The sequence below is a fragment of the Pseudomonas sp. BF-RE-21 genome (assembly GCF_019947305.1).
GTDB classification, from domain to species: domain Bacteria; phylum Pseudomonadota; class Gammaproteobacteria; order Pseudomonadales; family Pseudomonadaceae; genus Aquipseudomonas; species Aquipseudomonas migulae.
Map to the genome: position 1 here is coordinate 1 of NZ_JAGYGF010000074.1, position 24,934 is coordinate 24,934.

The window sequence follows — 24,934 nt, forward strand, 5'->3', positions numbered from 1 at the left end:
CTCTAACACTCATCCCCCGCCCCGGCGCAAACCCCGGGAAAAACACCAACCCCTGCGACTCAAACCGATACGCCAGCGCCAGTCGATCAGCATCCGGCACCTCACGCTTGGCCTCAAATCGCTCAATCACATCAACCAAAACGCCAGACTCCCGAGACAGCTCATCAACGCTCCAACCCAACATCGCCCGGGCCTGGGCGCAATGGGCGGGGGTGAATTGGAAGAGGGCGATACGTTCCAGGGTGATTTTCATCGCATAAGAGGCCATGGTGTTCTCCGGGCTCGAGAGTGCTGATTCAAAATGTACTGTGTTTTTGTACAGTTGTTTTGCGCCCGGATCAAACTCATTTTTTGAATTCTGCTATTTCGCCCCTGCCAACCAGACGGACGGTGCCTGACCCAACACACGACGAAACATCGTCGAAAACGCCGCCGGGCTGTCATAACCGAAATCCAGCGCAATCCGCGTCACCGGCTCACCCACCGCCAATCGCGCCAAGGCCAGCACCACGCAGGCGCGCTGGCGCCACTGGCTGAAACTCAGGTCGGTCTGCTGGCGGAACAGCCGATTGAACGTGCGCAGACTGACGTGCATCTGATCCGCCCATTGCTGCGGCGATTGATGAACATCGGGTCGCTGCAAGAAGCCCTGGCACAACCCAAGCAGCCGCGCATCGACCGGCAGCGGAATGTGCAACGGCAAGTGAGCACTGCGCGCCAACTCATGCAGCAGCAACTCGATCAACGCGCCATCGCGCCCGGCCTCGTCGTACGTCAGCGGAACCTCCACCGCCTCCATCAGCAAATGCCGCATCAACGGCGAAACACTGATCACCTGACAGCGGTCGCCCAAATCCACTGCACCCGGCTCGATGTACAAACTGCGAGTGCTCACCCCCAGCATCAACACCTCATGCGCCACCCCCGCCGGAATCCACACCGCCCGCTGCGGCGGCACCACCCAGTTGCCGTCATGCGTACCGACCTGCATCACCCCGGTGGCGCCGTACAACAACTGCGCCCGTCTGTGTGTATGACTAGGCAACACATGCCCGTAGGAATAATCCGTACCGATCGCCACCACCGACCGTGGCGTGTCATCCAGCACATTAATCGAAACATTGCGCATCAAGCGGCTTCCAGCAGTTGGCGTAAACGCAAACATTATTGGCTCACTTGCTGAAGCAGGCCAAGCCACATCGCTCTATCGTCGACCACTCTCAACCAACGGACGACGCGCAATGTTCTACCTCCTGCTGACACTCTTCGGCTGCATGACCGGCATCACCGCCGTGCTGTTCGGCTTCGGCGGCGGCTTCGTCGTCGTGCCATTGCTGTACCGCATGCTCATGGCCAGCCACGGTGCCGACGATCCCATCGGCCAATCGGCAATGCACATCGCCGTCGCCACCTCGACCTGCGTGATGATCATCAACGCCCTGGTCGCCACCGGAAAACATCACCGCGCCGGTAATCTGATTCGCCATTACCTGTGGCCGTTGGGCGGGTTCATCGGGTTGGGCGCGGTGGGCGGAGCGGTGGCGGCGATGTGGGTGAGTGGCGAGGTAATTCGGTATGCGTTCATTGCCTACCTGGGCGTGACCATTGTGGATTGCCTGTTCAGACGCGGTTTTCTTACACACGCAGGTAATGGAATCCCACGGCGATTGGGGAGGGCGGAAGTGTCCGGTGGCGGCGTAGGAATCGGCGCCATCGCCACGTTTCTCGGCGTAGGCGGCAGTGTTATGACCGTGCCATTGTTGCGTCGATGCGGGTTGAGCATGTCGCAGGCAACATCCATGGCCAATCCACTAAGCCTGCCTGTGGCGTTGGCCGGGACTGTGACTTACATGGCGATGGCGGGGTTTAGCGATTTTGATTTGGGAGCGTGGTTTGTCGGTTATGTAGATCTGCTGGCGTTTGCGGTTTTGACGATGGGGTCGTTGGTGGGGATTCGATTGGCTACGCCGTGGATTGGGCGGATTCCGGATCGGATACATGCGCGTATCTATATTGGTTTGCTGGCGTTGGTGATGATCAGCATGTGTTGGAGTTAATCGTTATCACGTTAGCTTTTCATCGATTCGTGGACGAAGCTTCGCCATAATTCGCGGCTATTTCCCGCGAACCAATGTTCGCTGCATTCAAGGATGATTTGATGTTTAAAGGATTGATTCGTCTGCCTGGCGTTGTCGTGTTGATGTGCTCAACGTTTTCCACACTGTTGTGGGCGGACAGCGGCAAGCAGGTCTACACCGGGACGCTGGGCAAAATGCCGATTGTGCTAGAGGTGAACGCCGACGGCAGCGAGGGTCGTTACTTTTACCAAAAGTACCGCAAGGACTTAGTGCTCAGTGGCACCAAGGAAGGGGAAACGCTGGTGCTCGAAGAAGGTGACCAGCGTTATGGAGAGTACAAACCTCTTCCGACAATTCGCTTACAGCCCGAATCCAACGGTTGGTCCGGTGAATGGGTCAGCCCTAAAGGGAAGGTTTTGAAGGTCCAGTTGCAGCCAGCAAACCTTCCTCCGGTTCCCGCTGATACCTTGCCCTATCTCGTCAGACTTCACGACAAGGCGCCTTACGAATACCTGCGCTTACAAGGTATGAAGCTCATCCCAGGCAAGACCGAAACCTTCATGGGATACACGCTGCAATGGTGGAGCGAGCCACAATCAAACGCCGAGCTATTTGAAGTGATTTCGGGTTACAGCGCCGAAGAGCGTCAGCAAATCAACCAGCAATTGATGGGCCGTTTGTGGCGAGAAGTCGTGGGGTATTACGGATGTTTCGCCAATTACGCTGATGCCTATTACTCACAGATCAGTCAGCCTCTGTGGATGACGCCGTCCGTGATGAGCGTTCGGGTGTCAACCGAGTACTTTTGTGGCGGTGCTTATCCGGATCAGGTCAATGACTCAATCAACTTCGATACCAAAACGGGCAAATCCCTGACGCTTGAAGATGTGCTGTGGGTGGGGCAGGGCAAACCAATGCATTACGAGGAAGACTACGACGTCTATAACTCTTCGTCCGAGTCATCCACTGCTTATTCTGATTACCGCAATAAAGAGCTGGCGCCGTGGCTGGTGGCACAACTGCTTAAGCTCTATCCCACTGAAATGACGACAACGCCAGAGGGGGAGAACGATTGCGGCTACAACGATGATTACCCTTGGCACTATCCGGGCTGGTACTTCACCGAAAAAGGCATCAAGTTAGAGCCATCCTTCCCTCACGTGGCTGCCGTGTGTCGAAACATTGGTTGGGGCGTCCTGCCTTACAACCTCGTCAAACAACACCCCGGCGGCGTCGCGCTGCAACTGCCCTGAGCCGAAGCTACTTATCAGCCAACCCCGGTGCCTCACGAATAATGAAGTGATCCAGGTTCTCGATATTCGCGCTGAACACCCCGAACGTCTGCTCGGGGTTTTTCTTGCTCGGCACCTGCTTCAACTCCGGCGTCACGCCATAAAAGAAGCAATACAGCTCCGCTTCACTGTCGATGGCGTGCTTGATCTCTTCCAGAAACGCTTTGCGCTTGCGGTAGTTCTCGATCAACTTCTTGCTCAGGTAAACGTTTACCGAATAAGGCTTCTTCTTCGCCTCATCCGCTTGTTTGAACCAGACCTTCTGCTCGAAATCGATGCGAAAGCTCTGCGTGTAATCCTTGATCTCCTTGATCCTGCCCCAGTAAATCAGCCCCTTGTTGTCCGTCAGGTATTCGATCTTCTTGAAGAACGACCCATAAGACGCCGTGTGCTCGCCAATCTTCAGCGGCACGCGCTTGAGCAACTCCTTGTCCTCGAAGTTCGACACAAAACACTCCACCGGGTGGGCGAAGACACTGGTCTTGTCCGGCGCGGATTCGTGGCTTGGGTGTTCGGTATCGCTGGGCTGTGTAAGCGGTTTCGGATCGTCCCGCGTTACATCCGCCGCCACCGCCGGGTTCGACGGCTTACGCACATACTGACGCCGAGTCAGCAACAACTCCGAAGGGAAATGCTCCTCACGACTGTCATCCGTTTCCGCACCGTCCGCGTCCACACCCGGCCCCGGCGCCTTGAGGCTGGCATAAGGACAATCTGCCACATGCCGGGTGCTAGGCGTGTTCTTGAAGTGCGGGGTGCGGACGTAATTCACGTTTTTGGCGTTGAATGTCGTCAGCACGTTTGCAGCATCGAACGCCGCCCTGCATGCGTCATTGGGGCATTGGAAGTGTTCCTTGGCGGAATCGAAATCCATGGTCTCGTCGAAATTCAAATCGCGCACGTCATAGATCGACAACTTGTCGTCGAGGCTGAGGCAGTAGGCGAGATCGAATTTCATGGCGGGCTCGGGTCCTTGAGTGGGGAAGGTATTAATAGCGGGAGGCGAGGCGGCTTGCACACACTCTTTTAAACACACCACAAAATCAACGGCAACACACCATCCCCTGTAGGAGCGAAGCTTGCTCGCGAAAAACCCAAGAACACCACGGGGCATCTGGTTACACGCGTTACCGTTCACGACCATCGCGAGCAATCTCGCTCCTACAATGCTTGGGCTTGATCAGTTGAATGAGCAGGTGGCTTGGGTGCTAAGAACAAGGTCAAGACACAGAGGTTTGAGGCGTCATGTTTGACGTCGAATAACCTCGACACCTCGCCTATCGAACATCTCCGACTTCAGCTAACTTGGCTAACTCAGTAGAGGTACCAAATTGGTGTCCCACTCATATGTTCAAGCGTTGCAGCTAAGTTGAAATAGGTAGGCTGCGTCATACACTTTTTTTCCCAGCAAAGCCTCCAAGGCTCCAAGCTGCTCGTCCGTAAGGTCGTATCCTTCCCATCCTTGCTGCTCAGCAGTCCAACCCATAATGTTTTTAATTTCCTGATCGCACCCAGCCGGTAGCTCCACTTCGAATGCCAGCAGTTCGTTATGTTTGTGAAAGGCTTCGATTACATAAATCATGGTTCCACACTCCTGGAGCTGTCTGCAGGTTTGGTTTGCTTGCCGGTAGTCGGATCATATTCTCCGAGATGGCGGCCGCGTTTGTCGTACATCTCCACAGTGCCGTGCTGCGAGTCCCATTCAAAAATTGTCCCTTTTGACGTTTTCCATCGTTTTCGAAGGCCACCGCCGCCTTTTAGCGGGGTCTTACGTTTCGCTCTCGTTGCATCGGGAAAGGCAATTAGCCCCTTCGGTGCGGGATGGTAATTGTGGTCAGCAACACTCACCACAACATAAACCGGCCTAATCCCCGAATCCGCCGGGAACACCAGAATGAAATCCTTGTACTCCGGCGGATAAACCGGGTTCACGATGATGCTGTCAGCCGCTTTCGTTGGCGGGTAAACCCAGATATGCGGCGCTTGCGGGGCAGCCTCCAGCGCCGGAATGCCCAGGATGTCGGAGCCATCCACGGCCGGCGTCCAGATCAGTTCAATGCCGTCACCCAGGTCAGCCACCTGCTGGCTGCCACGCAATGTGAACTGCACGACATCAACCATTTCCCAATCGCGATTTTTGCCGGTGTAGAAACCATATCCCTTGAGGCTGCCGTCAGTCTGTTGCTCGACCTGCAGGCGAACGCGGGTACGGGCCTGTTTGAGCGCACGGAGTTGGTCGTCGGTGTAAAGCGAGCTGTCGCCCAGACTCGAAGGTGTGAACAGCGCAACAAGGCCAACCAGCGTTGCTGTTACGGCGCTCGCTGCGGCCACGGGAGCAGCGGCGAATGCCGAACCGGCCAAGGCGAGCGAGCCCAGACCAGCGGGAATCGCAGTGCCACTGATCTTCTTCAGTGGCACTGCGCCTGATTCGTCCGGTTCGCGAGCACCCAGCAGAATCAGGTCACCGTAGTCTTTCAGGCTATCGGTCGGCACCATCCCTGAGGGATTCGCGTAATCGATGATGGCGTCCGGCAGCTTGCAGGACTTGGCGAAGACACATCCAGCTTGAGTGGGCCGTTGCTTTTCCGCGATGACCTGACGGCTGCGTTCGAAGGCGTCTTGCCTGGCCAGCATGGCCTCATAGGCTTTTTGTCTGGCGTCCCGCTCGGCCAATTCGGTGGCGGTCATGTAGCGGTAGGTGACGTGATGCCCATCGCCGGAGGGCGGATTCTTAATCCGCGGAATGTCCTTGTTACCAGCCACTGATCATCCTTTCGTTCATCCATCGGCAGCCCCGGAAAAGGGGCTGCGCGACGTTAACGAACGTGGCTAATCGTGGCTGTAGGACGGATCCTGAATGACTCTAAGCGTTTTCTCTTTTTATCGGGATTGCAGCGCAATCCTTAGGACTCGGCGCCTTCGTGCGCGTAGGTTTTCCTGGCCCAATTACTCAAACTTCAACTGCTCCACCTTCTTAAACAGTGACGCAGTGAACTCATCCCGATCACTTGAATGGTGACAACGTCGATGATAATTCGGACACAGCGCCACGGCATTGCTTGAATCGGGAGCAGACCCCGCAGCAAATTCTCTTGTGGGAGCGAGCTTGCTCGCGAAGGCGTCATTAAATACACCACCCAAAAAATCCGCTGCCTGAAACTCAAGCAGCGGATTTTTATACGGCAATGAACAATCAGAACCCTCGCAGCACTCGTGACGCCTTACGCCACCACGATCCGCGCTGATTGAACGGATCATCTGCCAACACGCAAGGCATGTCCCGCAACCGAATCCACGGCTCATCCTGCCAGTGCAACATGCAGAGCGACATCTTAGGCCAGTCCAGAACACTCAACGTTGGCCGTTCAACTGAACGCGACGGGCGCGCATCACGTAGCGTCGGAACAACCTGGTGAGTCAGCCATTCCCTAAGGAGCCGGTACTCCGGGCAATAGTGATAAACCAGCAACGCATAAACGCCGGACTCGCTGATCATCAGTCGTTCTTCGGCAACACCTTGAGCCTCCACGAGCATCATTCGCCGCTGATCTGCATCCAGCTTGCGTGACATGCGTTCGTCGAGATGTTTGCCCATCAATCGTCCCAGGTCGTGAGCACAGAACCAGGCCTGGTTCTCCACCAGTAGGGCACGAAGACAGGTGCCGTGACGAAGGAAGAGGGTTGAAACGAGCGGTTCAGGCATGGCGAACCTCCTGAAACGGAAGCGCGCGATTGGACACACGGATACGGCAAGTCACCTTCATCGTGAAGGTCGGAATGTCAGGCATTTCCTTTACCTCTGGCTGCTTTCTTAGGGCATTCGTTATGGGTGTCGGGAGCTAAGAAACCCACCAGAGACGGGCCGGACATATTCCCCTTTCGGGTCTTGTATTCGCCCACTCCCGACATAACGGGGATTTTTCGCAGACGTAGAGAAACCGCAGACGAAAAAAAGCCGCATGACTGTCGGGTGCGGAGGACCGCTCTGGTTTGCGAGTTTCTTAGGCTCTCAGACAGGAGGTTAGGAGGAATGTGGTGGAGGGTCAAGTCATGGATTGAGTGGCCAGGCCTCACCAACATGCTTGCCCATCACCGATCTGATGACGCAGTAGCCTGGACAAATTTAGAATCGCCATATACTGTGTTTTTATACAGTTTTCCTTGCGTGCCAAGTCGCATTTGTTTCGTTGCCACCATGTGGCTGTCATTTCGTAATTTAGCGAAATGATAAATTTACATTGGCTTCACAAGGGATAGAATAGTGATCATTCGTCACAGATTTGACCCAGAGGAAAGCAGGGCTCATGAACCTTTTTGAAACCGCATTTACACAAGCCGACGAGACGAGCCCGCTTTCATTTCAGTCGGATCCTCATCCGGCTCAAGACTTGGCACTTCTACACAAGCTGCTTGAGATTTACGACCAAGGCCAACTGGCCGAAAAGCTAAGTGAGATTGGTTCGCCTCACTGCCGCGAAACGGTCAACCGCTGGGTAAAGGGTAAAGCGTCTCCGAAGCTGACCCACGCTGAGTACACTCATCTGGAGTCTCTACTCCCTAAACGATTGAACCATAAACCTTCCTTTACGTTCATCGATCTGTTCGCAGGAATCGGAGGCATTCGAAAGGGGTTTGAAGCAATTGGTGGTGAGTGCCTGTTTACTTCCGAGTGGAACAAATACGCAGTTAAGACCTACAAGGCGAATCACTACTGCGATCCTGCCCGGCACAGCTTCAATCTGGATATCCGCTCGGTAACTCTTTCCGACAAACCAGAGGTAAGTGAAGACGAAGCCTATTTGAACATTGATCGCAAAATCCCGGATCATGACGTATTGCTTGCCGGCTTCCCTTGCCAGCCGTTTTCGCTGGCCGGTGTATCCAAGAAAAACTCGCTAGGCCGTAAACACGGTTTTGAGTGTGAAACTCAAGGCACACTGTTTTTTGACGTAGCGCGGATCATTGCCGCTAAACGTCCAGCTGCCTTCCTGCTGGAGAACGTGAAAAATCTCAAGAGTCATGACAAAGGCAACACGTTCAGAATCATCTGCGAAGCGCTTGATGAGCTTGGGTATGAGGTTGCAGACGTAAATACCCCGAAAGGTACAGATCCGAAAGTTATCGATGCCAAACACTTCCTTCCCCAGCATCGTGAGCGGATTGTGCTGGTAGGCTTCCGCCGCGATTTGAATGTCCACCAAGGCTTCACCCTGAGCGAAATCAGCAAGCTTGTTCCGAAGCAAAAACCAACGTTTGGCGATTTGCTCGATAAAGAAGTAGACAGCAAATACATCTTGACGCCAAAGCTCTGGGATTACCTGTACCGCTATGCAGCGAAGCATCGTGAGAAAGGTAATGGCTTCGGTTTTGGGTTGACTCGGCCTAATGATGTGGCGCGTACGTTGTCAGCGAGGTATCACAAGGACGGCTCTGAAATCCTTGTTGACCGAGGTTTTGTCGAGAGTCTGGATTTCAATAGCGAATTGAACCAGATCAATCGACCTCGTCGACTGACACCTCATGAGTGTTCACGTTTGATGGGATTTGATAAGCCCGGTGAAAGCTCCTTCATCATTCCGGTTTCTGACACACAGGCTTATCGTCAGTTTGGTAACTCTGTTGCCGTACCGGTTTTCGAAGCGGTGGCTCGATTAATGAAGGACCGCATCCTGAAAGCGAAAGAGAAAATGGCCGACACTGAGCAGCCCCAGTTGGAATTCGCCCTTCCAGCCTGATGAGGTAGCCGCGTCGGCCTCAGCTCCGGAGCGTCCAGCGCTCCGGTATGGAGGCTATTTGACTGATGTCGTGGATGTAGCTACACGCTCCAGAATGATGGCTGGAATTCAGGGTAAAAACACCAAGCCTGAACTTCTAATCCGTAAAGCCCTGCACGCACGGGGTTTTCGCTTCCGTTTACATGTCAAAGACCTTCCCGGTAAGCCAGATCTGGTGTTGCCGAAATACCGTGCTCTTATTTTTATACATGGCTGTTTTTGGCATGGGCATGCATGCAGGTACTTTAAGGTTCCCCAAACTCGCCCTGAGTTCTGGTTAGAGAAAATCGGGAAAAATCAGACTCGTGACAGCCTTCAGGAAGGCGCCCTTAAAGCAATGGGCTGGAGGGTACTTATCGTATGGGAGTGTGCTGTACGGTCGATGAAAAAAGAAAAGTCCCCATTGCTTGTTGACCTGATAGCGAGCTGGCTGATAAATGGATCGGAATATTTCCAGATCGATGAAGAGGCGTTGGAACTAGGATGCAGGTCCTCACAATAGGGATAGTTGATTGTGGCTCATTGGCAGTTCCGACCGCTAAATCCGAACGAAACTTCGGGGGGCAAGCATTTCCGACGACAACTTCGCAGACTAAGAACGCACCAGCGTTGAAGTCCTTATCCGTGAAACGCTCCAGAACCCATTGGATGCGCGAAGCAGAGACAGCATTGTTCGCGTGGAATACAGGCTTGTCACGGTGGACGTGGCCACCAGCGAGTTCCGTTGAACTTTTTGAGTCTGCAAAGGCTCGCCCGAATATCAGAAATAAGGAACAACAATGGGCTTCCATCCGGAATGGAATGATATTTCCACTTTGATCAATCAGAGTGAAAGTCTCTTCATCAAGAAACTGTCACGCAATGACACATCTTGGGCAGATAGTCCCAAGAATGGGCATCAGAACGGCTTTTTTATCCCTCGCCCTGTTGCTGAGTCTGACTTCTTTCCAAAACTGAAGAATTCCAACCCGGACAAACCGCACATTTACGATGTCGAATATCCGACGTTCTGGCCGGCTTCTGGAGAGATAAAGACATCGACGATTAAATATTTTTCGATGCGCAATCCAACAAATTTAGAGAAAGCAAAGCCAAGGTACGAGTGGCAGCACACGGGCATGCCCAAGGAGCAATTCCAGCTGCTTTCCCCAGCCTCGCTGCTCGTTATCGGAAAACTCAAGCAAGTAAAGTTTGGCTCCAGCTATTGGTTCATCGTCGTCGATTCGGTAAGCGAAGAAGCGGAAATTATCGAGACTGCGTTCGAGCTGGGTGCCGATTTCCACTACGGCCTGTTCGATCCTTCTTCGCTTGCTGAGCCTGCTTCCGAAATAGATCAGCTGATTGCCGAGCTGTCGCAGGCGATAAAAGATGGAACCTTGGAACAATTCATTAAGAAGCAGACTCTTCCATCTCCGGAGACACTGGCGGGAAAAGCTCAGGACAAGTGGCTTGATGGGAGCGGCTTCTGTGACATGAATCCGTTCACCGTCTCCCAGCCTGGTGATGCGGTCATGCTTATCAGCAGAGACATTGAATATTCCATCTACAAGCAGGCAGAACTTCGCTTCCGCGCAGCTCAAGTCGCCCGAATCCTGCTTCACGGGGGAGGTGATCCTGTTAGCAATCTTGTTCGGGCATTCTCTGAGCTCGACTCGATATTCCTCAGCGCGGCGCAAACCAGAAAGAGCAGAGCAGGGCTTTCGTTTGAGCATCATGTAGCGAGGCTTTTCAAGGATGGTCGAATTCGTCACGAACCGCAGGCTGTCTTCGGTGGCCGGCGCCCGGATTTCGTCTTGCCTGATGTCAAGGAACTCAACATAAATGGAGATGCGGTTATTGTTTCCTTGAAGACAACTCTGCGCGAACGATGGAAGCAGCTGGCCTTAGAGAAGCCGCTTGGAACAATTTTTCTCGCTACTGTTGATGACCGAGTGTCGGGTGAGGCCATTGATGAGATGGAAAGGAATTCGATTTCGCTGGTTGTACCGGAGTCTTTGAAGAAAGCTAAAGAATCAGCTTACGACGGCTACGATAATGTCATTACTTTCAGACAATTTTTCGATAATGAGGTGAGATTGAAGCGCCCTTCATTGATCCTTCCACTGTAGCCCCTGACTAGCTCATGAGTTAGTCAGGGGTTTGACCTCAACGCCTGCCTACTACCGCTGCTGACTTGTTCATTACGATTGGAGACACGTAGCTGGTCAGTCCTGCCTGCTTGTGTTCCAAGACGTGATGAGTCATCGGCAAGTGGGTTCGCCAAACCTTGGCGGGCTGGGTGGTCCAGTACGGCGAACATCTGCAACCGAGCGCTAGCCATCGCGCCTTCGGACGTGTCGCTGAACAGCCAGTTCTTGCGCCCGATAACGAAGGGCCAGATCGCAAGTCTTTTTCATGGATTTTTTAGAGTGCTCAGGTTCTTGCAACTTGTGACTCACAATCCGGGCTTGGCAGCAGTTCTTTACTACACTCTCCTTTGCCTTCACGCAGCCAGCTGTGCCTCATCGGATCCTCGGCATCGGATGGCGCAATTAGCCTCAATTGAGAGCGGCTTGTAAATGAGCTGCTAGGTGTGGGCTAGTAGCAGGCGACGCTGATCGCCTTACTCGTTAAAGGATGCTTGAGAAAGTCAGGGTCGGCAGATGCAGTATTTCGAAGGGGATGTGTTACATGAAGCTACCCCTGCGTGGGTAGTCGCGGCGCTCAGTCTGGGGTATAGGTGGCGCCAGAGCTGCAATAACGCTCGTCGGATCGGGCTGTTGTCGATGCCGTGCGGATCGGAGGCCGCCGGTCTCGTCGCGCTGGGCGCGCTGCGGAGCGATCTTGAGCGTGCTACGGCAAACTATGTCGATACGCACTTCGACCTTTTACTACGGCGGTGCCACGAGCGCATGGCTGCACTGAGACGCGGCGACTCCTCTGGGCTGCCTTCATGGGATGTGCGCAATGTCGTCGAAAATACCTGCTGGCGTTTTGCTCCTGACAATGAGAGTCCCTATGAAATTGTGATCGAGGACCGCACGCACCAGCGGCTTATCAAACGTGGTGGAAAACTCACTCCCAATCCGAATGGACCATGCCGCCGTTACATCAGACGAGAAAACGCCCTCGGCTGGCAGCTACACAATCTTCCTCTGCCACAGATAAGCCCCGGTGGATCAGCTCTGGAACTGTCGATTTATAGTGCTCTGCCTGGCTGCAACGGGCCGATCCTTGAAGACAACCTGCGTCGCTCCTATGACGGTCTGGTGCTGGTCGGGCAGGGCGCCGCGCGCGACACAACCTATATGCAAAAATTTTATGCTGCGGGTTTCGCGTCCGATAATTGCCAGGTGCCGCTGGGCGAGCTTCTGACACTGCATTCCAAGGAAAAGAAGTACATACAGCGTCTGGGTTTTCTTAATGAGCGTGCTCCAGATAATTCCGGACACGAAGCCTGGCTGGTTGTTGCCGATGGCCTGCCTGCGCTGCTCTCTGCGGAGAGACTGTTTCCTGGCAGCGACATTATCGGTGTCTGCAACCGCGATGCCGCTATCGAAGCCACCGATCAGCTAAGAGACCGGCTGAACGGAATCATCCGCTACTACACCGAAATGTACACCGGCAACTGTCTGCCTAGCGTACTACCAGAAGGCATGTTGCTGCGTGTGTTGCAACGGAAGGCAACCTAAATGACGTACATCTCAACGACTGAGCGCATGAATTTCCTGGCAGACAACCCTCCAGTTCAGGAGCTCCATGTGTGCGAGTCGCAGCTGTTTTCTGCGATTCGTAGTCATATGCGGGCGCTATTTTCCGCCATCTATTCGCCAGAAGGCGATGCGCGACAGAATGAGCCTGCACTGGCGCTGCGCATGGAGATGATGAAATGGCTGACATCGCCGTTGATACCGAATACCGATCTTCTCCTGAATTTCGGTTTGGCCAACGAACTTCACACTCGCCACAGGTGGGGCGAGTACGCTGTGCGCGAAGTTATGGCGTTGAAAGACCTAATCAGCCGCTACCGCGAAGAAGGCTCGGTGCTGAATAAGGAGTTCGTACAGGTATTTTGCAACCTGATAGTGGAATTTGGTCAGGACCGGCTCAGAATCTGGTGCCATCGCAATGAGTGCGATCTTTTCCGTGAGTTACTCGAGGGGCTGACCGAGCTCGACGACCACGCGTTCATCTGCTCGCTTGCCGAGTATCGCAGCGGTCCACCAGCTGATGCGTTGATCAGGTTCGGGCCGCTGCGCACACACGGCATGGCAAAAACACCGGAGACACTGATCACTTCGCCGGCTTACCGCAGGCTGGTCAGGTTTGTCTGGAAAGGGCTGGCAGATGAGGAAGGATTCGCGGCCGATCCTGTGGTTCCCGCACACAACTGGCTGGTAACCATGCGGTCCGTGAGGCACATAGTCACCGGCAGCGCTAGGATAGACGCATCCCCGTCAGCGGAGGAGCCAGCCGACGACATTGTCTTCTTTGCCGAGACCAAGGGCGCCGGTCGAGGCTGGCATCGCTGTGTGCTGGTGGAATTGCCTGGTGATTGTGGGGTTCTGCTGCGGCCCGGAACAAGCCAGCTGGTATTCGCCCCACGTCGTGATGACTGCGACGCAATCGCCTACCGCCATATCATTGATGTGGAGGAAGGCGATTACCTGCTGATCCACGATGCCGATGCGAATTTTGGGGAGATCAGCGTCGACGCCGCCAAAGCGCCGCTGGCAGCCGTCTGGAAAAAGGCGCTGGCCGACCTGTACAAACGACAGTCGGGCTTGTGTGTCCAGAAAATGAAGGATGCCGGCATTTCACTGCGTAATCTTCATCGCGCAGCAGAGAGCTGGATGTCTCTGAATGGCAGCGTGATTCATGCGCCTCAGAGCCGTGATCATTTTCAGGCGCTGCTTACCCATGTGATCGACCCGGAACTCATCCCCCCACGGAACCACAATGGACAAGCTGTCCCGGGTTGGCGTCTGGCCTGGGCCGAAGTGGCGGCCTCACGGTCCACAGCGGTCGAGCACGGTGTCATGGAATCCGCCATCGTCAATGAGCAGCTCATTGTGGAGTTGCGCAAAGAACTCGGCCATCTGCGCGACATGGTTTCGCCCGATGGGGGTTACCACCACTTGTTGACTCCTGAGAGCGGACTGGCTGGCAGTGTAAGGTTTGATCCGGTCATCAGCATTGCGTCCGGCTTTGCCGCACCGCAGGAGGAAATTGGTAAGCCAATGAAGCTGCTGGTCGCGGAACAGTATCGTTGTGAATCAGGAGATGCACTGTAATGCACATGATCCCTGCTTTCATCGATGAGTCTGCTCCGCCAGGTGAAATAGACGTGTTCCGCAAGCTGGAAAGCTCGGGACACGACTGGATCGTGATTCACTCACTCGATCTTGCTCCATACAACAATTATCGTCGCACCGAGATCGACTTTGTCATTCTGATCCCCGACCTCGGTATTCTCTGCGTTGAGGTAAAGTCGCATCGTGAAATCGGGTTCGACGGCAGCAGCTGGTATCCGGACAGCGTCACTAAGTCGCCATTTCGCCAAGCACAGGATGCGCGATTCGCGCTGCGTCGTCGTTTGGTGGACCGGCTATCCGCGTTTGCGCATGTGCCTGTTATTCATTGCTGCGTTTTCCCGCGAGCGGACTTCGCCGTGCCGGCTAATGTGTCCATTCAGCCGTTCGAAGTGATGGATCGCGGCCGGTTTGCCGGATGCGGCACGGGCGAGGCATTCTGCGACGTACTCAAGCGCATGGCACAGCTGGCCATTAGTGCCGATCCACAGATCTCCCCGCTGAAGGTGCTGTTGTCGGCATTTCATCGTGACGAGTTCATCAATTTCTGTTTTCCGATCCGAAAGCGCCGCCCCGAAAAGGCTGCCGAAATACTCCATCGCGAGGCGGAGCTCGAGAAGCTACTGCACGAGCAGCAGCGGCCGGTTCTGAGGTTGACGGACAACAACCCTCGAGTTCTGGTGGAAGGGGGAGCTGGGACAGGAAAATCACTGATAGGCATTGAGGTCGCCCGGCGCAAGGCCGCCCAAGGGCTTCGCGTCGGTTATCTGTGTTTCAACCGGTTGATCGGTAGCTGGGCCGCTCGTGAGCTAGCGGCCGACCGCCATCCCGATCTAATCGGCGGCTCCGCATTCAGCGTACTGATGTCGTTGACCGGCATCGAACCCCCGAATGATCCAGATGCCGATTTCTGGGCGCAGCTTCCGATGCTGATTCAGGATCGTCTGACTGATCCAGCTTGCGCACATGGTGCGCGATTTGACTATCTGGTGATTGATGAGGCGCAGGATATTCTCGCGCGGCCTGACCTTCTGGACTGCGTCCGCCTGCTGATCGACGGAGATCTGATCGACGGCAGTTATCTGATGCTGGGTGACTTTCGAAATCAGGTGCTGACAGGAGCTGACGAACTCGAGGCGAATCTTGTCGAAGTACGGCATCAGGCCGCCCGCTGGCTGCTCACGGAAAACTGCCGGAACTACAAGTCCATCGGGCAAGTTGCAATGACCCTGTCGATGGCTGACCGGAGCACGTATTCAGGCTATATGCGTCATGGAGGCGGCCTGCAGACGTGGGATCTGACTATGTACGAAGACGCGAAGGATCAGGTCCGTAGAATCAGCGAGTGCATTGACTTGGCCCTGGACAGTGGTTTCCGCGATGAGGAGATAACGGTGCTGAGTTTCGGTGCAGAACAAAAATCGGTACTGCCTCTGCTGCGGGAACAGTCTCAACGGCGCTTTGTTTCCGCAGCACAGTTCGAGGCCAAGGGCATCCGGTGGTCCACTGTTTCTGCATACAAGGGCCTTGAGAACAAGGTCATCATTATTGCCGACGTGATGCTGTCCGACAGCGGGTTTAACCGCCATCGCTTCTACACGGGCATCACCCGTGCGATAGAGCGGCTTTACATCCTCTGTCACGCTTCAGGCAAGTCACAGCTGGTCGAATGGGTGGCCTGTACGGGGAAAGACAATGAATAGAGAGCGTTCTGCCGAGATCGAATTTCTGCGTGGTGAGCTGGTGGGACCTGCGCGCACTTTGGATGCCGGCCGGCCTGGCACCACGGTGGCCTTTGATGCGCAGCGCGCTTTCCAGGCGCCAGCCGACGCCAACGGGACGCTGTTCTGGACTCCTGAAGGTACCCTGGTCCCGCAGGAGATCGTGTACTACCGCGGAGAAACTCCACTGCAGCGCTATGGCGCGGGACTGTTGCACCCGCGCAATGATGTGCCCGGGCCAAGAAGCGACGAACCGGCGGCTGCTATGCAAACTGCAGAAGAGCTTGCTGGCGATGCGGCGGTTGAAACCGCACAAGCGGTTGTCGCCGAGACAGAAGAACCGGCGTTGCCTGATGCGGGAGCCGAGAGCGTCGATGCAGCGACGGTGGGGTTGGATGACGATTTCGAAGTCGCCAGTGCCGACATGTATAAGCCCTCGGTCATGGGCATCAGTTTTTGTATCGAAGACGAGCCGGGCGAAATTGTGGTGGTGCTGCCTGCGCAGAAAAAATTCTTCTGGCAGCTGCCGGATGCGACACCTTTCCCGGTCAATGGCAGTTACGAACGCTGTGTCAAAGTCGTACGACCGGAGGGTGGTGGCGAGCAGCCTTTCGATGCATGGCGGCGAGTGCCGGCGACCACCGCAGAGACTTGCGAGCGATTTGAACTCGACAAGCTGAAGCCCGGCGTTACCGAATCCAGAAAGCTGGATCTTCCCTGCGGATTGCCCCTGGAGATCCAGCTGTTTCCTCGGCGCATGCATGGCAAGTGGCTCATCACCTGTGTGCTGCGCAATCTGCAGGACGCCAGCACCCTGAATAAGCAGGAGGAGCGCATCCGCAATGTGCTCTTTCAGGCGTATTTCGAAGTGCGCGTCCAGGGCGGCGCAAGATTCAGCCGCTACCCCGAAGGCGTCAGGCCGTTCGAACAGTTTGATGACGACGAGCAGACCCTCGCGCTGCTCTACCGTGATGCGGCCACTTGGGCGATCGGACATGGCTGTGCCGCTGGCTGGGATGGGGTGGATGGCGACACGCCGGAAGTGGTTTTCGCGGATGTGATGCCGGCCGTGGAACTCCCTAGCATGACGCCCAACATTAGGGGCCTTGATGACCAACTGATCACCCTGTCGATGCGCGAACTCGCCGGGCTGCCTTCCTTCGGTGAGGGCGGTGCGGGCTGGCAGACACTCACCCGTCTCGCAGACGAGTACGCGGCATGGATTACGGCAAGGGAACAGGAGCGCACAGGGCTGGATGCACATTATCAGGATGTGGCTGAGCGCCATCTTGATGACTGCCGGCAGTGTCTGATGCGTATCCGACGTGGGATTGCCATCCTGCAGAAGGATGAAACTGCGCTGGAAGCGTTCCGGTTGGCGAATCAGGGCATGCTGCTGCAGCAGATCGCGTCCAAGCAGATCGAACGCCGCCCTCTCAGCCGTCTTGAGGGTTACGTCGCGGCCGAGGAACTGCCGCTCGGTAAGCCGCGCACCGCTTGGGATGTCTGGGCCGCCGGCACGGAAAGGCCCGATGTCGGACGCTGGCGTGCATTCCAGGCGGCCTTCCTGCTGATGAGCATCTCCGGGCTTGTCGAAGGGCACTCCGACGACCGCGAAATCGTCGACTTGATCTGGTTCCCAACCGGAGGTGGTAAGACCGAGGCCTATCTCGCGGTTGCCGCGTTCTACATGTTCCACCAGCGCCTGATTGCACGCCCCGACGATGCGCTGTCCCGCGATGGCACCAACGTCTTCATGCGCTATACCCTGCGCATGCTGACCACGCAGCAGTTCCAGCGAGCGGCCAGTCTGATCTGCGCCATGGAGCAGATCCGTGTGCGCCTGCGTGTGGAAAGCGCGCGGCCCCAGCTCGGGGAAAGCCGATTCTCGCTGGGGTTGTGGATTGGAGGCGATGGCTCGCCGAATACTTGGGACGACGCCCGCGTCGAGATCAGGAAGTACAGCCGGGGGGAGGTGGAGGGCAATCCGCTGGTGCTCACCGAATGCCCTTGGTGCCGAAGCGCGATCGGGCGCCTGGCATCTGACCGGCCCGCCCGCTATGCAAGGCGCAACGAGAATAACCTTGCCGGACTGGCCGAGTCCAACAAACGTCCTTATCTCAAGTGCTCCGACACCCGCTGCTCGTTCGGTGGCGAGCACGACAGTCTTCCCGTCGAAGTGGTCGACCAGTCCATCTACGACACGCCGCCGTCCATGTTCATTGGTACGGCGGACAAGTTCGCAATGATGGCATGGAAGCCGGAAGCCGGCGCGCTGTTCGGTTTCCATCATGGGGCCGCCGGGACAGTCACGCGTATTAGCCAGCCGCCAGGCCTGATCATCCAGGATGAATTCCACCTGATCTCGGGTCCGCTGGGCACGATCTACGGACTGTATGAAGGCGTGATCGAAAAATTTTGCAGCGCTGAGGACCGTACGGGCATGATCCGACCCAAGATCATTGCTTCAACGGCCACCATCCGTGGTGCGACGGAGCAAGTGCGGGCCGTTTATGCACGCGAAGGGCTGCAGCTGTTTCCCAGTCCCGGACTGCAGATGGGCGATTCGTTTTTCGGCCGTTACGCGAAGGAGGGCGACCGGTATGCCGAGGGGCGCCTATACCTCGGCATTCATGCCAGCGGTTACCGGTCTTTCCTGACCACGCAGGTCCGGACATTTTCGGCGGCGTTGTTCAGGGCCTGGATGTTCGATGGCGAAGACAAGGATGCGTGGTGGACCTTACTGGCGTTCTATAACAGCCTTCGTGAACTCGGCGGCGCCCGGACACTGTTCGACTCGGACATCGCGTCGCGCCTGAAGGATTACTCGTTCCGCTATGGCCTCAAGGGAAGCGAGCAACGCTATCTCAATACGGTCGAGGAACTGACCAGCCGTCGTGGTCAGGCGGAACTGGTGCAGTTGATGGACAGGCTGGCACTGGACTGGAAAGAGAAGGGTTCCATCGACGCCTGCCTGGCTTCCAACATCATCGAGGTGGGGATCGACATCGACCGGCTAGCACTGATGGCCGTGGTTGGCCAGCCCAAGTCGACCGCGCAGTACATTCAGGTGACGGGCCGTGTCGGGCGGCGCTGGACCGAGAGGCCAGGTTTGATCCTGAGCATGTTCAATCCGGCCAAGAGTCGTGATCGCTCGCACTTCGAGCAGTTTCACAGCTACCACCGCCGGTTGTACGAGCGGGTCGAACCGACATCGGCAACCCCTTATTCGGTCGAGGCGGTGGAGCGTGCTCTCGCCGGGGTCCTGTTGGTCTGGGCCAGGCAGTGTCATGAAGCCGATTCGCCCGGTGAGGCCTTCGGTAGCTATGACGGCTACCTACAAGATGCGCTTGATATGCTAATTGAGCGCTGTATGGCCATCATGGAGCAGCAGCCCGATGAGGCGCGCCGTGTCTGCAATGCCATGCAGAAAGTTTTCGACAGACTCCGCAAGAAGTGGCGGGGCAATCCGCAGCAATGGTGGGCTTACCCGCAGAGGACGGACGGCGAGTATCTGATGCTATGGTCGAGCGAATACGCCACACCCGGACAGAAACTGAAGGGGGAGCGGATCCTTAGCAGCATGCGCAACGTCGACGGCAATGCCCGCGTGGCGATCAGCAACGATTATTTCGCGGAGGAGCAGATCGAACATGGCCAGTGAGATTCGCCAGGGGCAACTGATTGCGCCCTTTGGCCCGGGGAGCATCTATACCGACAAGAACGGTGTTCCGAACATCATCTGCGGACTGGACTTCTGGTACCGGAAGACGGATGAGCGGGGGCAGTGGCAGATGGGTGAAACGGCCTTGCGCAAGCATGTGGTCGATGAGCCAAGACTTTCCGCGCTGCTCAACGTCCCACAATTTCGCCAGCCGCCGCAGTATTGTTCTGACGACCAGAACCCCGACCTTTCGTATCTGCAAGTTCAGACGCATCGGTTTCCAACCTGGTATGTCAACAGCACCAGTGGAAAGTTGCGCAGGTTCAGCCTAAATACGGAGAAGCTGGCACCTCTGGAAAAGGGCCAGGGCCGATGGCGGCCAGTCCGCTTCATCTGTGTCTGTGCCCATGGTCATATAACGGATTTTCCTTGGAAACAGTGGTTTGGATGTGTCTGTCCTGGCGATGAAGGTCTGGTCCTGAATGACTCGGGCGGCCCAGATCTGCGGTCCGTGAAAGTCTCCTGCAAGACCTGCATGAAATCGAAGACGCTGCTTGGTGCAATGTTCATGGAGCGCGATCCTGTCACTTACACGATCACGGCTTCCGGCCTTAGGGATGCAGGCATTACCTGTTGTGGTGATCGTCCATGGCTTGGGAGGGCGGCGGAAACGTGCACCGAACACCCGGTGGCCGTGCTGATCAACCAGTCAAACATCTACTTCGGCAAGACCATTTCCTCGATCTATCTGCCTGATCTCGCTAGTCAGCGGGAAATTGTCGACATGCAGGAGATACTGAGGCAGCAGGACCTGGATCTGACCACCGTAAAGATCTTCCTCAACATGGAACGACGTCCAAAAGCCCTGGAAATGCTTCGGGAGATCCTGAAACCCCATTACACAGTGCTTCCCGAAGACGATGCGATCCTGAAGGCCTTCGAATCCCTCAGTCAGGGGATCACAGCGACCACCGGCACCCTTCAGCCTGTCTCCCATGAATCGGAAAGTCTGATGTTCCGGCGGGCCGAGTACAACGTCCTCCGGAGTGAGGTTGGTCCGGGCAAGAGCAGTGAATTGCGTGTCATACCTAGCCTGGTTCCAGCAGCCTTCACGTCGTGGCTGGGGACGGTCAACCTAGTGGAGCGATTGCGCGAAACGCGTGTGTTTTATGGATTCGAGCGTCTGGTACGGTCGAAGGATCCGCTCGAAGGCATGCCGTCATCCGCAATGGGCCAGCTTTTTCTGCATCCGCCAGAGCCCGAGTATCAGTGGCTGCCCGCCATCAAGAATTACGGCGAAGGGTTGTTCATCGAGCTGCGCGAGGAGGCAATTAGTGACTGGCTACACAGGGACGCCGATTGGCTACAAAAGCGGCTCGACCAAGGGTTTGTGGATCGCATGGCCAACGAAACGTGGCTACTGCCCCCTCTGAGTAGGGGATGCACGTGGGAATGGGCTGCGCGTTACCTTCTAGTCCATACGCTCGCCCATATTCTCATTAATCAGTTGGTTTTCGAGTGCGGTTACTCCTCCGCTTCTTTGAAAGAACGCATATTTGTGTCAAATGACGATGGCGCGCCCATGGCTTCCTTCCTCATTTATACGGCTGCAGGTGATTCGGAGGGTAGCTTAGGTGGGCTGGTCCGCCTTGGTCGTCCTGAGTTGTTTGAGCCAATGGTTCGCCGGGCCGTCTCTCGTGCATCTTGGTGTTCCGCGGATCCTGTGTGTTCAGAAGATCTGGGAGGCAATGGTTCGAGGCGGGTGAACAAGGCGGCCTGTCATGCCTGTGTGCTGTTGCCGGAAACGGCATGTGAGACGATCAACAACGGGCTGGACCGAGCGACGGTCGTTGGGACACCGGAGGCGCCCCAAGCTGGATTCCTGTCTGGTCTGATTCAGGGATTCGCCATCTGAAAGGGTTTTATACGCGAACCAGATGGTCTTCTCACAAAGTGCAAAGTCTAGAAGTAGGCTTGTTGTTCGATTGACGAGATGTAGCCGTCTTACGTTCGAATATCGGGTTGCGCTCTCGTGTTTCGATCTATGTCGCCAGATATCGGAACTGATGGCCACAAAAAAGCCCTGAACATGTTCAGGGCTTTTTGTCTTTCCGTGTCTCGTCCTGAATAAGGTTTACACCTTCCTGATAAGAAGTCAGAAGGTGTAAACCTATTTCAGGACTAGACACCGATCCACCATTCAATACCGGTAAATTCGGCTCATTCAGGAATCAATCCCAGCTCAAAGCACCACCAGTCTGATACTCAATAACCCGAGTCTCAAAGAAATTCTTCTCTTTCTTCAAGTCCATAATCTCGCTCATCCAAGGGAACGGGTTAGTCGTCCCTGGATACTCTTCCTTCAAACCAATCTGCGACAACCGACGGTTAGCAATAAACTTCAGGTAATCCTCCATCATCGCCGCATTCATGCCCAACACCCCACGAGGCATGGTGTCACGCGCGTATTCGATCTCCAGCTGAGTGCCCTGCAGAATCATCTGCGAAGCCTCTTCCTTCATATCGGCATCCCACAAGTGCGGGTTTTCGATTTTGATCTGGTTGATCACGTCGATGCCGAAGTTCAGGTGCATGGATTCGTCGCGCAGGATGTACTGGAACTGCTCGGCGACGCCGGTCATTTTGTTGCGGCGGCCCATGGAGAGGATTTGGGTGAAGCCGCAGTAGAAGAAGATGCCTTCCAGAACGCAGTAGTAGGCGATCAGGTTGCGCAGCAACTCTTTGTCAGTTTCGACGGTGCCGGTTTCGAACTTCGGATCGGAGATCGAACGGGTGTATTTCAGGCCCCAAGTGGCTTTTTTCGCGACCGATGGGATCTCGTGGTACATGTTGAAGATTTCGCCTTCATCCATGGCCAGCGATTCGATGCAGTACTGGTAGGCGTGGGTGTGGATCGCTTCTTCGAAAGCCTGGCGCAGGATGTACTGGCGGCATTCCGGGTTGGTGATCAGGCGGTACACGGCCAGGACCAGGTTATTGGCAACCAGGGAGTCGGCGGTGGAGAAGAAGCCGAGGTTGCGCATGACGATGCGGCGCTCGTCATCGGTCAGGCCTTCCGGGTCTTTCCAGAGGGCGATGTCGGCGGTCATGTTGACTTCTTGCGGCATCCAGTGGTTTGCGCAACCGTCCAGATACTTTTGCCAGGCCCAGTCGTACTTGAACGGTACGAGTTGGTTGAGGTCGGCGCGGCAGTTGATCATGCGCTTTTCGTCAACGGCGACACGGGCGGAGGCGCCTTCGAGTTCGGCGAGGCCTTCGGCGATGTCGAGGTTGTCGAGGGCAGCCTTGGCGCGAGCGATGGCGGCGGAGTCGGACGCGGTTACAGCGCGAGCTTCTTGAGCGGCAACACCACCGGCGGTGTCGAGGCGGTCCATGTTTGCTTCAGTCGCGTGGCCGGCGTTGGCGCCTTTTACCACGGTCTCGCCGCTGTCTTCTTTGTCGAATTCGTCCCAGCTCAGCATGACGTGTCGTCTCCTGCGTGAGGGCCAGATGCCCGTGTGAAAACTGATTGGTTGGTTTTTCACACGACCGGTCTGGCCGCGTTTGATAGCGTTTTTTGCAGCGGTACACGCAGGCAAATAAACATAATTTTGTACGGGGTTCCGAGAGCCGCTGATGGCGCTGCAGTCGTTGACGACGTCGGCCTGGGCTTCGGACTGGCTGTCATCCCTGTAAGGGAATATTGCAGGCCCGTTTAAGCCGGCATTATAGGGAAATTTTTGCGGCCGTGGTGGGGCGAATCCGCGCATGGAGCGGTCGAGAAGGAGGGTTTTTCGGTCGGAGCGAGGGTTTACAGGGCTTTGGCTGGAGATCGCAGGCGCAGATTTTTTTTCTTAAATTTTGACGTGCTACTTTTTTGTTCAAAAAATAGCCAAAAAATCGGGTTTTTCACTACATGTTGTGTTTTGAGTCGGTTTTCGCTGGCCTCAGACACAACTAGGCCCGACCGAAGTCGGGCTGTCAGTCACGCTCGATGATCAGCTCAGGCGAGCGGCACCGACGTGGTCTGCGCCATCGGCGGCGAGTTTGCCTGCACCGACATGGTCGGCACCATCGGCAGCGACTTTGGCGGCGCCGGTGTGATCGAAGCCATCGGAAGCGAGTTTGCCTGCACCGACGTGATCGGCACCATCGGCGGCGACTTTGGCCGAGCCGGTGTGGTCGTAACCGTCAGAAGCGACAGCGGCTTCGCTGGTGAAAGTGGCCGAGCTAGTGCGGTCGTAGCCGTCGGCGGCGAAGGTGTTGGCGGCCAGTACAGACAGGGTCAGGGCGAGGATCAGTTTGGTTTTCATGGTCGTTGCTCCAGGTTCGTTGGCGTTGTGTGCCTTGGTGTGGAATTCATACTACGCCGATGGATTCGATTAAAAAGCGCAAATAAGTGCTTAAAGCTATCGTATAAATCGATGTATACGGTTCGGCGCTTTGACTGCCTTGAGCATCGTGTTGACCGATCTGTTGCTATCGCCAGCAAGCTGGCTCCTACAGGTCGGTGTGATGATCGGGCATTGGGTCGAACCGTTTTGGGGAGTGCGGGTGATCAGCCGTTGGAGCAGCCGTTACCCATGATGCTGTAGCGCAGGATGTGGCGTTGGCCTTTGGAGTCGTCGTATTCCATTTTCATGGGGACAACTTCGCACACATTGGGGATTTCACTCATGGAGACAACTTTGGCGATATCGAGGTGAGTGGAGTAAGTGTATTCCTCGATGACCGGTTGTTGCTGGGCGACATCAGTCGGGACCTCGTCTGCCATGGCGGTTGCGCACAGGCTGGAGAGGGCCAGAACTAATAAAGCTTTCATTTCGGTTTTACCTTTTAGAGGTCGAGTGGGGTCACGCAACCTTTTTGGGGTTGCGTGTGGAACTTGGTTACCGGTGTTTTGATTAACTGCCTTCGTGGGGGCTGCAACTTGGTTAATCAGGGTTTGCCTTGTTGGCGAGGTGGATTTTAGGCGTGGGGGTGGCATTCATATAGGTGGGGTTTTGATAAACACCTTTGACAGATTTCGTAACAATCGTGGAATACGGTTGTAGGAGCGAGGCTTGCCCGCGAAGAACGATAACGCGGTTTTCAGGTTGACCGCGTTATCGTTC

At 55.7% G+C, this 24,934-nt stretch carries 19 protein-coding genes; 10 read left to right on the forward strand and 9 right to left on the reverse strand.

Going from position 1 to position 24,934, the window contains the following annotated elements; all coding sequences use genetic code 11:
- Both KGB25_RS28375 and KGB25_RS28380 read right to left on the reverse strand, forming a co-directional pair.
- A partial coding sequence (locus KGB25_RS28375) for an XRE family transcriptional regulator (protein WP_223437660.1) occupies positions 1-268 on the reverse strand: 268 nt, incomplete at its 3' end.
- A gap of 93 nt (positions 269-361) precedes the next feature.
- The gene (locus tag KGB25_RS28380) at positions 362-1,129 is read right to left on the reverse strand and encodes an AraC family transcriptional regulator (protein ID WP_223437662.1); all 768 of its coding nucleotides are present in this window, start codon (positions 1,127-1,129) and stop codon (positions 362-364) included.
- 112 nt (positions 1,130-1,241) lie between these two features.
- Between KGB25_RS28380 and KGB25_RS28385 the strand changes: the two genes are divergently transcribed.
- Together KGB25_RS28385 and KGB25_RS28390 are read left to right on the forward strand one after the other, a co-directional pair.
- Positions 1,242-2,057: a sulfite exporter TauE/SafE family protein gene (locus KGB25_RS28385; protein WP_223437664.1), complete on the forward strand. Its 816-nt coding sequence runs from the start codon at positions 1,242-1,244 to the stop codon at positions 2,055-2,057.
- Positions 2,058-2,158: 101 nt separating this feature from the next.
- Positions 2,159-3,331 (forward strand): hypothetical protein, encoded by a 1,173-nt coding sequence (locus tag KGB25_RS28390; RefSeq protein ID WP_223437666.1) that lies wholly within the window; start codon positions 2,159-2,161, stop codon positions 3,329-3,331.
- 7 nt (positions 3,332-3,338) lie between these two features.
- On the opposite strand, the gene KGB25_RS28395 is transcribed toward KGB25_RS28390, so the two are convergent.
- The 4 genes from KGB25_RS28395 to KGB25_RS28415 all read right to left on the reverse strand — a co-directional run bounded on the left by KGB25_RS28395 (position 3,339) and on the right by KGB25_RS28415 (position 7,073).
- On the reverse strand, positions 3,339-4,328 hold the full coding sequence (locus KGB25_RS28395) for a hypothetical protein (protein ID WP_223437667.1): 990 nt from the start codon (positions 4,326-4,328) through the stop codon (positions 3,339-3,341).
- Positions 4,329-4,721: 393 nt separating this feature from the next.
- Positions 4,722-4,952, reverse strand: a complete 231-nt coding sequence (locus KGB25_RS28400) for a hypothetical protein (protein WP_223437669.1) — start codon at positions 4,950-4,952, stop codon at positions 4,722-4,724.
- Positions 4,949-6,133: a colicin E3/pyocin S6 family cytotoxin gene (locus KGB25_RS28405; protein WP_223437671.1), complete on the reverse strand. Its 1,185-nt coding sequence runs from the start codon at positions 6,131-6,133 to the stop codon at positions 4,949-4,951. Before KGB25_RS28405 ends, KGB25_RS28400 begins: the two co-directional genes overlap by 4 nt.
- 430 nt (positions 6,134-6,563) lie before the next feature.
- Positions 6,564-7,073 carry a Bro-N domain-containing protein gene (locus KGB25_RS28415; protein ID WP_223437673.1) on the reverse strand — a complete coding sequence of 170 codons (510 nt, stop codon included), beginning with the start codon at positions 7,071-7,073 and terminating at the stop codon, positions 6,564-6,566.
- 601 nt (positions 7,074-7,674) lie between these two features.
- Between KGB25_RS28415 and dcm the strand changes: the two genes are divergently transcribed.
- From dcm to drmB, 8 genes are all read left to right on the forward strand, one after another.
- Positions 7,675-9,105: a DNA (cytosine-5-)-methyltransferase gene (dcm, locus tag KGB25_RS28420; protein ID WP_223437675.1), complete on the forward strand. Its 1,431-nt coding sequence runs from the start codon at positions 7,675-7,677 to the stop codon at positions 9,103-9,105.
- Positions 9,106-9,163: 58 nt separating this feature from the next.
- A complete protein-coding gene (locus tag KGB25_RS28425; protein ID WP_223437677.1) occupies positions 9,164-9,646 on the forward strand; it encodes a very short patch repair endonuclease in 483 nt (160 codons plus the stop codon).
- 277 nt (positions 9,647-9,923) lie between these two features.
- Positions 9,924-11,252: a type II restriction endonuclease gene (locus tag KGB25_RS28430; RefSeq protein ID WP_223437679.1), complete on the forward strand. Its 1,329-nt coding sequence runs from the start codon at positions 9,924-9,926 to the stop codon at positions 11,250-11,252.
- A 534-nt stretch (positions 11,253-11,786) separates the two neighbouring features.
- Positions 11,787-12,815 (forward strand): hypothetical protein, encoded by a 1,029-nt coding sequence (locus KGB25_RS28435; protein WP_223437681.1) that lies wholly within the window; start codon positions 11,787-11,789, stop codon positions 12,813-12,815.
- On the forward strand, positions 12,816-14,417 hold the full coding sequence (locus KGB25_RS28440) for a hypothetical protein (protein WP_223437683.1): 1,602 nt from the start codon (positions 12,816-12,818) through the stop codon (positions 14,415-14,417).
- A complete protein-coding gene (locus KGB25_RS28445) occupies positions 14,417-16,138 on the forward strand; it encodes a nuclease-related domain-containing DEAD/DEAH box helicase (RefSeq protein ID WP_223437685.1) in 1,722 nt (573 codons plus the stop codon). Before KGB25_RS28440 ends, KGB25_RS28445 begins: the two co-directional genes overlap by 1 nt.
- Positions 16,131-19,820: a helicase-related protein gene (locus KGB25_RS28450; protein ID WP_223437687.1), complete on the forward strand. Its 3,690-nt coding sequence runs from the start codon at positions 16,131-16,133 to the stop codon at positions 19,818-19,820. The genes KGB25_RS28445 and KGB25_RS28450 overlap by 8 nt, the downstream gene beginning before the upstream one ends.
- On the forward strand, positions 19,810-21,735 hold the full coding sequence (gene drmB, locus KGB25_RS28455) for a DUF1998 domain-containing protein (protein WP_223437689.1): 1,926 nt from the start codon (positions 19,810-19,812) through the stop codon (positions 21,733-21,735). Before KGB25_RS28450 ends, drmB begins: the two co-directional genes overlap by 11 nt.
- A 316-nt stretch (positions 21,736-22,051) precedes the next feature.
- On the opposite strand, the gene KGB25_RS28460 is transcribed toward drmB, so the two are convergent.
- The 3 genes from KGB25_RS28460 to KGB25_RS28470 form a co-directional block, all read right to left on the reverse strand.
- Positions 22,052-23,302, reverse strand: coding sequence for a ribonucleotide-diphosphate reductase subunit beta (locus KGB25_RS28460; RefSeq protein WP_223437692.1), 1,251 nt, complete (start codon positions 23,300-23,302; stop codon positions 22,052-22,054).
- Between the two features lie 516 nt (positions 23,303-23,818).
- Positions 23,819-24,133, reverse strand: a complete 315-nt coding sequence (locus tag KGB25_RS28465; protein WP_223437690.1) for a hypothetical protein — start codon at positions 24,131-24,133, stop codon at positions 23,819-23,821.
- A 245-nt stretch (positions 24,134-24,378) separates the two neighbouring features.
- The gene (locus KGB25_RS28470; RefSeq protein WP_008034878.1) at positions 24,379-24,642 is read right to left on the reverse strand and encodes a DUF2790 domain-containing protein; all 264 of its coding nucleotides are present in this window, start codon (positions 24,640-24,642) and stop codon (positions 24,379-24,381) included.
- Positions 24,643-24,934 lie beyond the last annotated feature (292 nt).